Source organism: Ruegeria aquimaris, from assembly GCF_025751555.1.
GTDB lineage: Bacteria > Pseudomonadota > Alphaproteobacteria > Rhodobacterales > Rhodobacteraceae > Ruegeria_B > Ruegeria_B aquimaris.
In genome coordinates, this window is record NZ_JAOWLB010000003.1 from 1 (window position 1) to 15,366 (window position 15,366).

A 15,366-nucleotide genomic window follows, 5' to 3' on the forward strand; every position below is an offset into this window, starting at 1 on the left:
AAGTGGCCGGTTTTTACACCGCCCGCAGCAGGCCTATCCCGCCGCTACCGTGGCAGACTTTTGCACCGCCGTTCTCAATCATTGGACCCGGCTTCGAATTCTGCACTTCGACACAATGTTCCTGGAAACGCTGTGAGGAAACGGAAAAGAGAGCGAAAACCGGGGGAAAGTGGCACCAGGCCGGAGTTCAATGGGACGTATCTGGACGCGAAAGAAACCGCGCTGATCCTGGGCCTGACGCGCAACAGGGTGTATCAACTCATCCAGCAGGGCAGGATTGACGCGGTGTCGGAGGAAGAGTCCCCCGGCAAGTCCCGGAAGATCCTTGTTCATCGTGCGTCGGTGGACGCGATGAAAGAAGCCGTGGACAGCGTTCCACCCAAAGGCACGGGGAATACGTCAACGTCCGGGGTGTGGCTGAAATTCTGGGCTGGTCGATGGCCACGCAGGAGGCCTCGGCCGGTGCCTATGTCCCGCTGATCTTCGATTCGGGCGAGGCCTACCAGTTCGACTGGAGCCACGAGATCGTGATCCTCGACGGCGTGACGACGACGGTGAAGGTCGCCCATGTCCGCCTCTGCTACAGCCGGATGCCGTTCGTCCGGGCCTACCCGCGCGAGACACAGGAGATGGTCTTCGATGCCCACGACAGGGCGTTCTTTGCCCGCTCCTTCAAGGCGGCCACGATCGCCTCGTCGACGTCTCTGACGGTAAGCTGTGCCATGCTGCGCATCCTGACATCCAGATTCTGGAATTATGAAGGCAACTTGCGATGTGGCAAGGTCCGATCGGTCTGCGCTGGGTCAGCGTGAGGCTTCAACGGTGGTAGAGCGTTGCAATTTCATGCGCTGTCGGGAGTAAGGTCAGCTTTTTGGAGCAGGTAGCTCGTCGTCCGTGTCCCAAGAGTCAATCCAGGCGTTCATTGCTTCGGCAGAGGTGAACTTTCCCTGATCTGCTTCTTTCAACGCAGAGTCTACGGCTGCACGCTTTGCCGCCTTGGCTTCCAACATCGAGCGGACGGCGCGCACCACGAGCTGCGTCGGCGGACGACCTTCGATCTCCGCCTCTCTTTCCAGTGCTTTCCTCAAATCGTCGTCGAGACGAACTGAGTAGGAGGTGGTGCCCAAGACGAATGCCTTTCCGATTATCTATTCCAAGCTGCCAGCGTAGTTCGATAGCGATCTTAGACGGTCTATGGCGCAGATCCAACTCGCGCTCTGCAACCGCGGTAAATAACAGGCTGGCCACCGAGTGCCGCCTCAATCCCATGAAGGTTTTCCTGGTCGACGATGAGAAAGCTACGCCATGGGAAGATCAGCTGAAAGGGAACAGAAATCCCAGACCAAGCCCGAAGCGGTCATCATGACGTGGAAACGCCATTGTATCCCGCGCCATCGAAGTGGATCAGGTGCTCCATGTAGGAGCTCCTGGCGCTGTCATAATGTCAGCCAGTGGGTGACCATTGCATTGATGCCAATCCGATTGTGCCGCGAATGCGTCTGCGTTCTCATCGAGCCATTTCTTGCGTCGGGCTTCGGCAACAGCCTTGATAAGCGCAGCCTCAGCCACCGCTGAAACGTTGATCCCAAGATCTTTCGCTCGATCAAGCGCCTCTGCATTAAGCGTAAGGGATGTCTTGCGCTTTGTCGCAGCTACCATGGTGCCACCCTCCGTCGTAGTGCCGCTAAAATAAACCGTAATCGATTGAAGAACAAACTCCGCAGACGCAGGATTCAGATCGCCGATCACGAGTTTCGGACACCGCCAAGAACCTCGCACACCCGGCTGATAGAGGAAGGCGTCGACGACAGCGGGCAGCAACCGCATCTGACGTCTGCTTCGTCAAACTGCGTCTGCTACGCAATCTTCCGAAGCTTCGCCTTGCCACTGCAATCCGGGAAACGCACGCACCCCAAAAAGGGGCCGTATCGCCCCTGACGTTCCACCAGCCAGCCATCCTTGCAACTCGGGCAAGCTTGCTGAACGGCACCGCATTCCGAACAGGCCATTTCCCCTCGCGCCTTTTCATGGAGCGGAATTCCAACGCCGCACTCCGGGCATGCAGGAACACGGTTGCCGCACAGCTTCACGTGTTCGCAGCGATACCAGCCTCGCCCATCTTGACCGGGCATGTAGAGCATCCTTCCACCGCATTGCAGGCAGGTGTGCGTGCGCTCAGCAGCCTCTCGCGGGCTGGCGACATCATAAGCCGGATCATTCATCAGTTCCGTGACGAATGACGACGGCCGCGCCTCCGAAGCCAGGATGGTCACCGTCTTTCGAGCCCTCGTCATGGCAACATACATGACGCGCCGCTCTTCGGCGTTCGCGAACGGCTCCGCTTCCGGCGAGACGAGGCTCAAGAGCGGATCGTCCACGATCATGGAAGGGAACCCCATGCGGGCGTTGTCGGCGCCCAGGATGATCACATGGTCGGCTTCAAGCCCCTTGGATGCGTGGATCGTCTTGAAACTGATCGAGATCCCGGGGTGCTGCCGTCTCAGCCGCCTGAGATCCGGTTCGATGAACCGATATCGCCCGAGCAGCAGCACGGTGGGCTTGCGATCGCCGGCCGGCGCCGTTGCCGCAAGTGCGGCGAGGGTTTGGGAAAGCGTGTTTTCGGCGTTGTCCTTTCGGGTCCACGCGATCCGAATGGCTGGCTTGTCGGTTTCCCCTGCAGGGACCACTGTCTTCGTGATCTGGGCCGGGTTGCGCAAAACGAAACGGCGTGCCGCGAGCGCGATTTTGTCAACGGATCGAAACGTGCGGCCAAGATCGACGGTTCGGTGGATGCCGGATGCACCGGCATAGTGCCCGCCGAATTCGCGCCCGAAGTTTCCCATGATATGAATATCGGAACCCGCGAAACGGTAGATCGATTGCCAGTCGTCCCCGACGGCAAAGACCTTGGCATCCGAATGCTGAGCCTTTAGGGCGCGAATTAGACGCGCGCGGCCCGTCGAGATGTCCTGGAACTCGTCGACGAGGATGTGGTGAAACGGGCTTTGGTATCGACCGCTCTCGACATGCGATGTTGCCCGGGTGACCATGTCTTCGAAATCGATGCGCGCGCCCAGACGCGCCTGGTATTCACTGAAGACCGCGTCGAAGATCTTGAGGAAGGCATCCGCCCGCTTCCCGAGTTTCAGCGACGTCGCCTTCTCGGCGCAGTCATCGATCTGGTAGCCACCATTCTTGAAATGCCGAAGGAAAGTGCCGACCAGTGACGAGAAGCTGTCGACAACCCCGACCTGTGTGACCTGGTCATAGATCTCGATATCGGGGATGGGCCGCAGCGTGACGTGGGGTGCGAGTTTCTCGGCCAGGGCATCGAGCAGCCTGCCTTCCTCGCGTTCCCAGCTGTAGGTTTCGATCAGAACCGTTTCATGCTCGGCGTGGACCTCTCGCTTCCAGCGCATGCCCTCCAGATATTCGTCGCGATCGACGAAGGGAGCGGTCGTCAGCTGTTCGGTGCCATCCGCCGTCCGCGACTTACGCACCCCGAAATGCTCGATGTAGACACCGCTCTGGGTCAGGCGGAAATCCGGGGTGTAGACGCGCCGCCCGGTCCCATTCAGCTTGTGCTCGTAGGTTGGCTCGTATTCGTAGGCGACGCCATTCCGATACAACCAGTTCGCGATGAGAAGCTCTTCGAAGCTCTTGACGGTCTCCCCCTTCAGCGTCCGAAGGTTGCGGCTTTCGATCTCGGAATACCACGCATGGGCGGTGGCAAAGTCCCAAGGCAAGGGGAAATCGTCGAAGAAACCTGCAAACCAGCCGATCACGGTCTCCGCCACCTCGCTGATGCGGCTCACGATGTGGCGCAGAATGTCTCGGATCATCGACAGGAAGGCTTTGTCGTCCGTCGCGGTCGGCGCAAGCGCCGGCTTCTCCCCCTCGACGTCACCTATGATTTCGTAAGCCAGTGCATGGAAGGTGCGTGCGGCAATTGGAACGCCGCAGCGTGCCTCGATCCGCTCGGACATTTCGGTCGCTGCATCTCGCGCGAAGGCCAACAGAAGCAGCTCTTCAGGGGTCCTGATACGCGCCTTGACGAGGTAGGCTGCCTTCGCCGTGATGACACTGGTCTTGCCGGAGCCGGCGCCGGCAAGAACCAGTGTTGCGTCTTCGTCGACAACCACAGAAAGGCGCTGCTCAGGTGTCAAGGGCTTGGACTCGACCGAGTCAAAGAACTCTTTCCATCGGTCAAGCTGTGCATCGACGAACCGTTCGATCGCGGCTTCGCGCGTTTTGACCGGATCGGCAGAGAATGAGATGATCGGCGCCACCCGGCTGATCGTTTCGTCACCAACAGCCATGACGTTGAGTTTCGACAGGACGCGGGTTGTCAGGTCCGTGGCCTCTCGAGCCAGGGGATCGACATGGCATGCTGACGGATAATGCTCGGGTGCCTGCAGCCCTTCCAGGGATTGGAGGAGCCCCCGGATTCTCCCTTCCTCTTTGGCAAGTGCGGCGAGGTTGAATTTCGACCACGCTTCCCCGACGGCCTCGGCGAAAGCCACTGACGCTGCGCTGTTGACGGCCGGGAGAACGACCTGTGAGCCACCATTCAGATCAATCGCCAGCGACGACGTGAGCATCCCGCGTTTCGTTGACGGCTTGGCGGCGATCTCTTCGAACCCAATCCAGCTTCGCCGGCCGCCATGGGCGCCAATGCCGGTGTCGTGCATTCTCAGCGCACGCGGACGTCGACGCAGCGGGTCTTCCAAGAACCCAAGAATAGGTTGAGAAATGAGTTCCATAGACCGCAATTCATCTCGTTTTCCAGAGGTGTAGCAGAATATCGGCTCGGGAAAACCCAATCCGACCCATCGAGGTTGCTCAGGATATCATGCGCGAGGTTTTCAATTTGAAGTTTGGGAGGGACGGGAAGCAGTCGTTCTTTGCTGCGATCAAAGATGTTCGATTTGGCCGATTTGCGGACTGTAAGGTATCGAGCGTCGACTTGCTGGGGCGGATTTTCATTGGGCGCGAGGGTGAAAATCACAAGGATGTCGGCTCGGAACCCGCCAATCCACTGAGGGTTTCATCAAGAACGCCTTGAGTTGCATGCTCTTATCGCAGTTGCGATCAGAGCTCGACTGGGCAACAGTCATGGCAAAAAATCTCCCAAAGAAAGATACTTGGTGACTGCGCCTGCCCATAACGCCATCCTGCCCTTCCCCATGGATTATCGCGACCAGACCTATGCGAGCTTCAAGGGGCTCTGGCTTGCTATCGCAAGCAGTTCGCACACGAACGAGATCACAGCAGCGGGTCGCCTGCACCGCCGTTTGCGCGATGAGCCGGTGTCCGATGAGCTGCTCGACGAGTGTCTTCTGCTCGACGCCGATGCGTATCGCAAGAAATATGGAGTTCGTAGGACCTACGTAAACACATCGAAGGGAATACGCGATGTGCGCGAGCTCTATGATGCGCAACTCGCGCCGATCGACTACTCGGCTTTTCGTCAACGCCTGAAGAGCCTGGAGAGGCGATCGAGCCCTATCGGAACTGCGGAGATCCGGGACGCTGCCACGCTTGGTTCATCAGATTGGATGAGCCGGTATGGGGGTGGTCGCAGGGAGCCGTTTCGTTACGACGGCGAAGAATATCCTGATGCTGTTGGCGCCCACCCGGGCTTTACAGCATTTCTGAAGGAAATTGGGCGCGCCTCGCGGAAATGACACGCCTCGATCCGCAGGTGTCGCGGCGGTTCACAAAGGTCGTACCCTCCGACCTCCAGCACGGCGGTGACGAGGACAATCTCCTCAATCTGATTTCCGCCTACTGCGCCAAGGCCGGGATCGAACTCGGAGTGGCCGACGATCTGCCGGCACGCCTGATCACCGCAAGCCGGCGCCGCTTCGGACGCGCCATCGAGACCACTGTGAACGCGATTGAGTGCGCGCTTTGGGACGGCGCGAAGACGCTTGCTACGGATCACTTCGCCGAAGCTTGGTCGATGCAGGAAGGCTGCGAACCTCACGCAAACGTCTTTTACGCGGCGGACTGGCTGTCTATCCCACTCGACCAAGGTGCCGAGCAGTACGAGGCAGCGCGGATGAAACGCCTGCTGAAGAAACTGGAAAAGGTTTGAGATCATGGTGCTCCTCCCTGTCCTCCCGCCTGTCGATCGCGAAAGCACTGTATCCTGGTGCTGTCGTCTTGCCCTCTTCCACACCAGCCTCTCAGGAGGCGACTGGCTCAAGATGATGCAGATCTCCCGGAAGAGCGTCGTTGATATGAGCCCGGTTTGCGTCGATCGCCTCGCTGACCTCACCGGGATCCCGGTTGAGAGGATCCAGGCGATGGGTGTCGTGCGAATGGGCGACCGCACGTTCCAGCATCGAGCGGAAGAGTTCGGCGTTCGTTTCGCGCTGCGCACGCACACGACCTATTGTCCGATGTGCCTCCTCGAGGACTCCGATCCCGGCAGCCCGAGTGCGAGATACAGAGTAGGCCGCATCGACTGGATGTTCAGCCCGGTTCGAACCTGCGAGGCCCATGGCATCGTGCTCACGAGGCGCCAGAACAGGGGCTATTTCGAGCAGTTTCAGGACATGGCGCTGGTCGCTCCAGAGAACCCCGAACTCGAGCGGCAGGCCGCCACGGCGAAACGACGATCCGTCTCCCCGCTCCAGCGCTATGTCCAGCGCCGTTTCGCAGGTGATCAGACATCAGACTGGCTCGACGGGCAGCCAATCGATCAGGCAGTCAGGGCCAGTGAGATGCTCGGCGCGTGCCTTGCGTTCGGGGCCCATACGGATCTCGACAAGCTGTCCCTCACACAATGGGACGAGGCCGGTGCCGTCGGCTTCCAAGCTGCCTCGGCCGGGACCGAAAGTATTCGCCGTGCCCTCGAGGAAATCGCCATCGCTTCCCGCACGATCAAAGGCCCGGGTGGCCCACAGGCGGCCTATGGACGCCTCTACCAGTGGCTTCAGTTCAAGAAATCCGAAAAGGAGCCGGGGCCGATCCGCGACGTTATCCGAGAGCATATTCTGGAGACGCTGCCAGTTGATCCCGGTACGAAGCTGTTTGGCGAGATCGTAGCCCAGCGGCGGCGTCATTCGGTTGCGAGCCTCTCGGCGCTGACCGGCATTCACCGCAAAACCCTGAACCGCGCCCTGGTGCGGACAGACATTATTGCCGATGGGGATGAAGAGCGTGTCGAACCAACTACGAGTTTCAATGCCGTTGCTGGCGAAGCCTTGGCCCATCGCATCCGGGACTCGATCCCGATCCGGGAGATTCCCGCATATCTGAACTGCAACCGCACCCAGGCGGAGATGCTGGTGAAACACGGCATCATTGAGCAACTGGTCCCGGGTCTCGGCCGCCGGGGCGGGGTGCTTACCAACGTTGCCACGGAAGATCTTGATCACTTCCTCATGGAATTCCAATCCGCCGGTCGACCTGTTACCACTGCCAGCGCAGGCATGCTGGACGTGATCGCGGCCGCCGAGCCCGCACGACATCCCGTCACGGACATCGTGAAACTTGTGTTTGGCGGGGAGCTTTCGCGTGTGGAGGTCATCGCCGCTGACCTGGGGTTCCGGTCCGTTTTGGTCGATCCAGAGGAGGTGCGGCAAGTAATAGATGCCCGCGAAGAAGAGGCCGGCTTATCCGCCCACGACGTTGCCGAGCGGTTGGGGATCTTTCCTTCCGGCGTTTCGCATCTTCGAAAGACACTCGATCGGGACGGCCTGCCGTTCCTGCGTGCTCGCGAAATCTTCAACGCGCGGGGAACAGTTCGGTACAGGTACGATGCGGAGGACGTCGCTCGGTTCCAAGCGGCGCATGTCACTTTGACCTCGCTTGCAATAGAAGGCGGTGTGAGCGGAAAGGCTATGTCCCGCGCGCTTTCGGCAGCAGGGATAGAACCGATCATGCGACGGGATCTTTTGAATGCAGCCATGTTCCGGCGCGCCGATTTGTAGCGACCGACACCAACACAATGATCTGCCAACGCCGCCCGGATGGGCGGCTTTTTTCTGCGCGGCGGGAGCGCTGTTACTCCACGATCGCGGGCGGCTTGGCAAAACTTTGCCCGCCCGCTTGGCAGGGATAGCCGCCGATTTTCGCTGCGAATGTGTAGTGGCGTTTGATTTGTTTTGTTTTTTGCCTTCGGCTGCGAGGCGTTTGGCATAACTATGGCCGCCGCAACACCAGAGTATTTGTGACCAGAAAGAAGCCTGATCGCACGCGCTTCTTTCTGGTCGAATACGCTCCGGGGCCGCGCCCCCTATTGCGACAACCGCTGCAAAAACTGATCCAGAGCGCTCTTTTCAACCGCATCCATCGGCGCCACCCGGCTGCGCCAGAGCGTCGCCTGACTGCGCAGGATCAGCCCGTCACTGAGAATCTTCAGATGATTGGCCCGCAGGGTCTCGCCGGTCGAGGTGATATCGGCAATCGCCTCCGCGGTCTCGTTCTTGACCGTGCCCTCGGTCGCGCCCTGGCTGTCGACCAGAGTATAATCGGCCACGCCCGCAGCGGTCAGGAATTCGCGTACCAGCCGGTGATATTTGGTGGCGATGCGCAGGCGGTGCCCGTGCCGCGCCCGAAACCCCGCCGCCGCCGCGTCGAGATCATCGAGCGTGTCCACATCCGCCCAGCAGGCGGGTACCGCGATGATCAGGTCGGCCTGGCCAAAGCCAAGCGGCGCCACCTCTTCCAGCTGCTGATCCCAGAGCGGCAGTTTCTCATGCACCAGATCCGTACCGGTGACGCCCAGATGGATGCGTCCCGCCGCCAGTTCGCGTGGAATCTCCCCGGCAGAAAGCAGCACCAGCGACACGCCCTCGATGCCATCGACGCGACCGGCATATTCGCGGTCCGACCCGGTGCGGCTGAGCGTGATGCCGCGCTTGTCGAACCAGGAAAAGGTCTTTTCCATCAGCCGCCCCTTGGACGGCACCCCAAGCTTCAGGCTCATGTTTCGGCCTCCGCAAGCAGCAGCATCAGGCCCGGGCGCAGCACGCCGCCCACTGCCGGAATTTCGGCCCCGTTGCCCAGCCGCCGTGTCAGCGCGTCATAGCGCCCGCCGGTGGCGATGGGTGGCAGATCGGGCCGCCGCTCTGCATAGAAACCAAAGACGAAACCGTCATAGTATTCCATCGAGGTGCGCCCATAGGAGGCCTCGAAATCGAGCCGGTCCACATCAATGCCGCGCGCCCGCAGGGCGGCGATGCGCGCCTCCAGCCGGTCGAGCGCCGGATTGATCTGCGGCAGATCCACCGCGATATCGCGCAGATGTTCAAGCGCAAAGGGCATGGTCTCGCGCACCGACAACAGCGCGTCGAGCCCGGCGATTTCATTGTCGGAAATGGGCGCGGCAGCAGCATCCGCACGCAAAACGGCGATCCGCGCCTCGACATCGGCGCGGTCGCGCTTGCCGATCTCGGGCGCCCCCCCGGTTAGCGGGTCATCGGCAGCCAGCAGCGCGGCGCGCGCGGGTGGCACCGGGGTGCGGCCCGCATAGCGGTCGAGCAGCGCCCGGAACCGGCGCGGGCGCCAGATATGGCGCATCAGCGCCGCCTTGCGTGGTTCCGTGGTTTTCAGCCCGGCCACGGCGGCCATCAGGATGCCGATATCGCCGGTGGCCGCGCGCAGCGCCAGACCGTCGAGCGCCTGGGCGATCAGGGCGAACACCTCGGCATCGGCGGCGGCGGGATTTGTACGGTCGAACACCTCATACCCCACCTGGATGTACTCATTGGCGCGGTCGGGGTCGTGTTCCTGCCGCCGGAACACCTCGCCCGCATAGGTGTAGCGGGCGGGTTCGGCGCCGTGTTCCATGTGCTTTTGTACAACTGGTACAGTGAAGTCGGGGCGCAGCATCTGCTCGCCCCTCAGCGCGTCCGAGGTGATATAGGCCCGCGCACGGATATCCTCGCCATAAAGGTCGAGCAGGGTTTCAGCCGGTTGCAGGATCGGCGTTTCCACCGTCTGCGCGCCTGCCGCCTCGAACCGTGCGCGCAGCTGCGCGGCCTGCTCCAGAATACGGGCGCGGGTGATCATCCCGCCTGCCCCGCCAGAATCTCGCGCACCTTGGCCACCAGATCGGAGCGGGCGACCTCGTACTGGCTGGGACGTTCCTTCCACTCTTCCAGCGTCGCATTGGCGGCGATCTGGGCGCCCAGGATCAGGTCCTTGATCTGCACCACGCCGTTGGCTTTCTCGTCGCCACCTTCGATCACCGCGACGGGCGAGTTGCGCTTGTCGGCATATTTGAGCTGGTTGCCGAAGTTCTTGGGATTGCCGAGGTAGACCTCGGCCCGGATCCCGGCATTGCGCAGCTCGGCCACCATCGCCTGATAGTCGGCCATGCGGTCGCGATCCATCACGGTGACCACGACGGGGCCATGTTCCACGGCCTGAATGCGGCCCTTCTCGCGCAGGGCCGCCAGCAGGCGGTCAACGCCGATGGAGATCCCGGTTGCCGGAACTTCCTGTCCCGTGAACCGCTTGACCAGGTCGTCATAACGCCCGCCGCCGGAGACCGAACCGAACTGCCGCTTGCGGCCTTTTTCGTCAAAGATTTCAAAGGTCAGCTCGGCCTCGTAAACCGGTCCGGTGTAATACCCAAGACCGCGCACGACCGAAGGGTCAATGACGATCCGGTCGGGGCCGTAGCCGCCCGCCGCCAGCAGATCGCCGATCTGGTCCAACTCGTCGATCCCCTGTACCCCGATCTGGGAGGCGCCCACCGCCGCGCGCAGGTTGGCCACGGTGGCGGCCGCATCCACCCCTTTGGAGGTCAGGAACGCCAGTACCGGCCCCGCCTGATCGTCGCTCAGGCCCACGCCGTCGATGAACGCGCCCGAGGCGTCGAGCCGTCCTTTGCCCAACAACTCGCGCACGCCGTCGGCGCCGACCTTGTCGAATTTGTCGATGGTCCGCAGCACCGCGTCGCGCTGACCCTCGTCAGCCAGACCCATGGTTTCCAACACCCCGTTCAGAACCTTGCGGTTGTTCACCCGCACCACATAGTCACCGCGCGGGATGCCGACGGTCTCCAGCGTGTCGCTCAGCATGGCGCAGATCTCGGCATCGGCGGCCATGGACGCGCTGCCCACCGTATCCGCATCGCATTGATAAAACTGGCGATATCGGCCCGGGCCGGGTTTCTCGTTACGCCAGACCGGCCCCATCGCGTAGCGGCGGTAGGGGGTCGGCAGGTCGTTGCGGTGCTGGGCATAGACGCGCGCCAGCGGCGCGGTCAGGTCATAGCGCAGCGCCATCCAGTCGCCCGCGCCGTCGTCCTCGGATTCCTGCCAGGCAAAGACGCCCTCGTTGGGGCGGTCGACATCGGGCAGGAACTTGCCCAGCGCCTCGACCGTCTCGACCGCGCTCGATTCCAGCGCCTCGAAGCCGTAGCGATGATAGACCCCCGCGATGGTGCGCAGCATCTCGGTCCGCTGCGTCACCTCGGCGCCGAAATAGTCGCGGAAGCCTTTGGGCGTTTCGGCCTTGGGGCGGGGCGTTTTCTTGGGCTTGGCCATGGTGGGAGTCCTTGGGCGTTCTGTTCCGCGCGCGGTCTAGCCCATGGCCCGCCCCGGGGCAAGGCGCAGTAGGGCCGCAGGCGAAAAAACCCATGTTTTTAAGCTGTTTTCAGATATCCGTGAAGTTACCCGCGCGGCCCTTGCCAGCAGCGAAGCGGGCGGCGCCGCTGCGGCCTTCGGCGGCGAAGGTGGCGGTGGAGCGCCATTCGCGTCGGAGGGCGGCAGCCAGCGCGGCGGGGTCCATGCGCGAAGACAGGTGATCGGCCAGCATGCATCCCTGGGGAAACCGGGTCAGGTCGCGGGCCAGAGCGCGGGCGGTGTCCAGTGCCGCGCCCTGCGGGCAGGTGCGGTTGGCAAAGCCCAGGGCAAGCGCCTCGTCGGCCTCGACCGCGCGGCCGGTGAGGATCAGGTCGCTTGCCCGCCCCTGCCCCAGAATACGCGGCAGGCGCACGGTGCCGCCGTCGATCAGCGGCACGCCCCAGCGACGGCAGAACACGCCGGTGACCGCGCCCCGGGCCATCACCCGCAGGTCGCACCAGGCGGCAAGCTCCATGCCGCCCGCAACCGCCGGACCCTCGATCGCGGCAATCACCGGTTTCGATAGCATCAGCCGGGATGGCCCCATCGGGCCGGGCCGGGGATCGGTCACCGGATCGGACCAGCCCTCGGGAATATCGAGCGATCCCAACCAGTTATCCGCATCCCCGGACCCTGCTGCCTTGAGGTCGAACCCGGCGCAGAAATAACCCCCAGCCCCGGTCAGGATGGCGACGCGCTGCTCCGCGTCAGCCTCGAAAGCCAGAAACGCCTGATAGAGCACGCGGGCGGTGGCGGGGTCCACGGCGTTGCGCGCCTCTGGCCGGTTGAGGGTGACGGTGGTGATGCCGTCGGTACGGTCGATGGTGATGGTCATGCGCGATCCTCCCCTGTCAGAGTGCGGTCGCGACCATGGGGCTGGCAAGACTGACGTTGCGCCTGTATGGGGGAGAGAGGCCGCAGAAGGACAGGACGACATGCAGCATCTCGAAGAGCGTATCGCGCATCTGACCCGCACGGTGGACGAGTTGAGCGATATCGTGGCGCGGCAGCACGACGAGATCGACCGGTTGGCGCGGCGGGTCGAAATGCTGATGCGGCGCGAGGCCGAAAGGGTCGCCGAAGGTGGTGGCGGCGTCATCCTGGGCGACGAGCGCCCGCCGCATTACTGAGGCGTTTGGTACGTCGAATTGACCGTTTTGTACCTGCTCCCGGGGACGGATTGACCGTTTTGTACAGGCGTTCGAGCACGGGTACCGCGCCGCTCAGGCCATCAATTCCGGACTGGCGTTACGGGTCAGCAACTCCTGCACCAGCGGGTTCGGGAACCGCCGCCGCTGGGTGACGGCGTAGAAGGTTTCGCGGATGCGCGGGTGCGCCCGCGCTTCGACCAGACGGCCCGAGGTCAGCTCGTCCCGGACCACGATGGGCGCGACCAGCGCCAGGCCGATATCCTCGCGCGCCAGGAGACGCATCATTGCCATGTCGTCGACCTCGGCCACCACTTGCGGGCGCACCCCCATCCGGCTGGCCATGGCGTCGAAGGCGGTGCGCACGGTGCTGTCGGTGGTGGGCAGGATGAACGGCTGCTCGGTCAAGAGCGCCGCGAGCGGGCGGTCGGGGTCCAGCCGGTCGGGCGTGCCGACGATGCTCACCGGCTGTTCCGAGACATGGTGTATCTCGTAGGGGGTGAGGCTGTCGTCGGGCGGTTCTCGGTTCATCAGCACCACGTCGAGGTTCAGCGTGCCCAGTCCTTCGAGCAGTTCGGTTGGGCTGCCCGAGCGGAGAATGACCTCGACATCCTCGCGTCCGAGGATGGGGCGCAGAAAGCCGATCTGGAAATTGCGGGACAGCGTGGCCTGTGCGCCGACGCGCAGCGCTCGGCGGGTGCGGCCGGTTTCCTGAAGCGTCGCCACCAGCTCCTGCCCGGTGGCGAAGATGGCGTCGGCATGGTCGAGCGCGATGCGCCCGGCCTCGGTCAGGTGCAACTGGCGGCCGCGCCGCTCGAACAGGGCGTGGCCCAGACGGTCTTCGAGCTGCTTGATCTGCACCGAGAGGGCCGATTGCGACAGGTTCAGACGCTCGGCGGTGCGAGTCAGGTTGCCGTCATGGGCGACGGCCCAGAAATAGCGCAGGTGATGATAGTTCAGCGGCATATCGTTCTAAATACTAGAACGATTTCTATCAAACAATGAATTTTTATTAAAGATGCCGATGATCTAGGTCCGGTGCAAAGGGCGCTGCCCGCAAGGATCGAAGGGAATTGTCATGTGGTATCTCTACCTGCCTCTGTTTAGTCCGCTGCTTTTGCTGGCCGTTGCGCTGCATGCCAGCCGTAATCCGGGTCTGCGCCCGGGGCGGTTGCCGAAACTGGCCGAAGGCGCGGCGCTGGCCGGGTTTGGCGTGGCTGCCATCGCGGCGCTGTTTCTGGTGTTGAAGGGGCCGGGCACCTCGGGGCTGATCGGGTTCTGGGGTATCGGGCTGTCGGTGCGGCTGGATGCGGTGAGCGCCACGATGCTGGTTCTGGTCAGTTTCATCGGCTGGATCGTGCTGCGTTACAGCGCCACCTATATGGATGGCGAGGCGCGGCAGGGCGCGTTCACCGGCTGGATGGCGGCAACGCTGGCGGCGGTGCTGCTCTTGGTGATGGCGGGCAACCTGGTGCAGATGCTGGCGGCCTGGACGGCGACCAGCCTGATGCTGGGCCGGCTGTTGCTGTTCTATCCCGAGCGCACCACCGCCCGGCGCGCGGCGCGCAAGAAGGCCGTGGTGGCGCGGCTGAGCGAGCTGGTGCTGGCGGGTGCGGTGATGCTGCTGATCGTGGCTTATGGCACGACGGATATCGCCACGATCCTGGACGCGGCCACGCCCGGCTGGGCAACGCTGGCGGCGGCGGCGCTGCTGGCGCTGACGGCTGTATTGGCCTCGGCCCAGTTCCCGGTACATGGCTGGCTGACCGAGGTGATGGAGGCGCCGACGCCGGTCTCGGCCCTGCTGCATGCGGGCGTGATCAATGCCGGGGGGTTCCTGCTGATCCGGCTGGCCGATGTGATGCTGGCGGCCCCCGGCGTGATGGCGGTGCTGGTGATGCTGGGCGGGCTGACGGCGCTGTTCGGCGGGTTGGTGATGCTGACGCAACCGGCGGTCAAGACCTCGCTGGCGTGGTCGACCATCGCGCAGATGGCCTTCATGATCATGCAATGCGGTCTGGCGCTGTTCCCGCTGGCGCTGCTGCATATCGTGGCGCATTCGCTGTACAAGGCGCATGCCTTTTTGAGCGCGGGCGAGGCGGTGCGCAACGTCGCCGCGATCCGGCGGCCCGGCCCGGTGGCGGTGCCGAGCGCGCGCAACGTGGTGCAGGCCTTTGTCATCGGCATCGCGATTTACGGGCTGGTGGGGCTGGTCTTTGGCTTTGACGGCAAGTCGGTGCAGGCCATCGCGCTGGGGGTGATCCTGATCTTTGGCGTGGCCTACCTGCTGGCGCAGGGGTTTGCCGATGCCGCGCCCGGCGCCCTGACCCGGCGGATGGTGATCTATGCCTCGGTCACCTCGGTCAGCTACTTCGTGCTGCAACTTGTGGCGCTTTATGTCACCGCCGGGGCGCTGCCTCCGGTGCCCGCACCGGGGCCGCTGGAATGGGCGCTGATCGTGCTGGCGCTGATCAGTTTCGGCGTGGTTGCGGTGGCGCAGGCGACCTTCCCGCTCTGGGCCATGCATCCGGCGGCCGCCGGTATCCGGGTGCACCTGTCAAACGGACTTTATGCCAATGCGATCTTTGACCGGCTGCTGGACGGCTGGTCAAAGCGGACCCCTGCCTGAT

14 protein-coding genes and 1 pseudogene are annotated in these 15,366 nt (G+C 63.0%); 7 read left to right on the forward strand and 8 right to left on the reverse strand.

The features are described from left to right. Positions 1-132 precede the first annotated feature (132 nt). Positions 133-480, forward strand: coding sequence for a helix-turn-helix domain-containing protein (locus OE747_RS24645; RefSeq protein ID WP_404818296.1), 348 nt, complete (start codon positions 133-135; stop codon positions 478-480). Then, positions 390-659: pseudogene (locus OE747_RS05180) on the forward strand (IS21 family transposase); the annotation flags it as partial. The gene OE747_RS24645 and the pseudogene OE747_RS05180, both read left to right, overlap by 91 nt. A 204-nt stretch (positions 660-863) precedes the next feature. Here the strand turns inward: OE747_RS05180 and OE747_RS05185 are convergent. The 3 genes from OE747_RS05185 to OE747_RS05195 form a co-directional block, all read right to left on the reverse strand. Beyond that, positions 864-1,127, reverse strand: a complete 264-nt coding sequence (locus OE747_RS05185; protein ID WP_263827546.1) for a CopG family ribbon-helix-helix protein — start codon at positions 1,125-1,127, stop codon at positions 864-866. Positions 1,128-1,404: 277 nt separating this feature from the next. Further along, positions 1,405-1,827: a type II toxin-antitoxin system CcdA family antitoxin gene (locus OE747_RS05190; RefSeq protein ID WP_263827547.1), complete on the reverse strand. Its 423-nt coding sequence runs from the start codon at positions 1,825-1,827 to the stop codon at positions 1,405-1,407. Positions 1,828-1,856: 29 nt separating this feature from the next. Continuing rightward, positions 1,857-4,601, reverse strand: a complete 2,745-nt coding sequence (locus tag OE747_RS05195) for a UvrD-helicase domain-containing protein (RefSeq protein ID WP_263827917.1) — start codon at positions 4,599-4,601, stop codon at positions 1,857-1,859. Between the two features lie 585 nt (positions 4,602-5,186). On the opposite strand from OE747_RS05195, the gene OE747_RS05200 reads away from it, so the two are divergent. Genes OE747_RS05200 through OE747_RS05210 form a run of 3 tightly spaced genes read left to right on the forward strand, consistent with a single transcriptional unit; the run spans position 5,187 to position 7,943 of the window. Continuing rightward, the gene (locus tag OE747_RS05200; RefSeq protein ID WP_263827548.1) at positions 5,187-5,687 is read left to right on the forward strand and encodes a hypothetical protein; all 501 of its coding nucleotides are present in this window, start codon (positions 5,187-5,189) and stop codon (positions 5,685-5,687) included. Beyond that, positions 5,684-6,100: a hypothetical protein gene (locus OE747_RS05205; protein WP_263827549.1), complete on the forward strand. Its 417-nt coding sequence runs from the start codon at positions 5,684-5,686 to the stop codon at positions 6,098-6,100. Before OE747_RS05200 ends, OE747_RS05205 begins: the two co-directional genes overlap by 4 nt. A 4-nt stretch (positions 6,101-6,104) precedes the next feature. Beyond that, entirely contained in the window at positions 6,105-7,943 is a 1,839-nt protein-coding gene (locus OE747_RS05210) for a TniQ family protein (protein ID WP_263827550.1), read from the forward strand. Between the two features lie 305 nt (positions 7,944-8,248). Here OE747_RS05210 and hisG read toward each other — a convergent pair whose 3' ends face one another. From hisG to OE747_RS05230, 4 genes are all read right to left on the reverse strand, one after another. Beyond that, complete coding sequence (gene hisG / locus OE747_RS05215) at positions 8,249-8,941, reverse strand: ATP phosphoribosyltransferase (RefSeq protein ID WP_263827551.1); 693 nt, start codon at positions 8,939-8,941, stop codon at positions 8,249-8,251. Next, positions 8,938-10,026, reverse strand: a complete 1,089-nt coding sequence (locus tag OE747_RS05220; RefSeq protein ID WP_263827552.1) for an ATP phosphoribosyltransferase regulatory subunit — start codon at positions 10,024-10,026, stop codon at positions 8,938-8,940. The genes hisG and OE747_RS05220 overlap by 4 nt, the downstream gene beginning before the upstream one ends. Then, on the reverse strand, positions 10,023-11,510 hold the full coding sequence (hisS, locus tag OE747_RS05225; RefSeq protein ID WP_263827553.1) for a histidine--tRNA ligase: 1,488 nt from the start codon (positions 11,508-11,510) through the stop codon (positions 10,023-10,025). Before hisS ends, OE747_RS05220 begins: the two co-directional genes overlap by 4 nt. 109 nt (positions 11,511-11,619) lie before the next feature. Beyond that, on the reverse strand, positions 11,620-12,423 hold the full coding sequence (locus OE747_RS05230; protein WP_263827554.1) for a crotonase/enoyl-CoA hydratase family protein: 804 nt from the start codon (positions 12,421-12,423) through the stop codon (positions 11,620-11,622). A gap of 100 nt (positions 12,424-12,523) precedes the next feature. Here OE747_RS05230 and OE747_RS05235 point away from each other — a divergent pair, with 100 nt between their 5' ends. Next, the gene (locus tag OE747_RS05235) at positions 12,524-12,718 is read left to right on the forward strand and encodes a SlyX family protein (RefSeq protein ID WP_263827555.1); all 195 of its coding nucleotides are present in this window, start codon (positions 12,524-12,526) and stop codon (positions 12,716-12,718) included. A 93-nt stretch (positions 12,719-12,811) separates the two neighbouring features. Here the strand turns inward: OE747_RS05235 and OE747_RS05240 are convergent, their stop codons facing one another. Beyond that, positions 12,812-13,702: a LysR family transcriptional regulator gene (locus tag OE747_RS05240; RefSeq protein ID WP_263827556.1), complete on the reverse strand. Its 891-nt coding sequence runs from the start codon at positions 13,700-13,702 to the stop codon at positions 12,812-12,814. A gap of 112 nt (positions 13,703-13,814) precedes the next feature. On the opposite strand from OE747_RS05240, the gene OE747_RS05245 reads away from it, so the two are divergent. Continuing rightward, a complete protein-coding gene (locus OE747_RS05245) occupies positions 13,815-15,365 on the forward strand; it encodes a proton-conducting transporter transmembrane domain-containing protein (protein WP_263827557.1) in 1,551 nt (516 codons plus the stop codon). Position 15,366 lies beyond the last annotated feature (1 nt).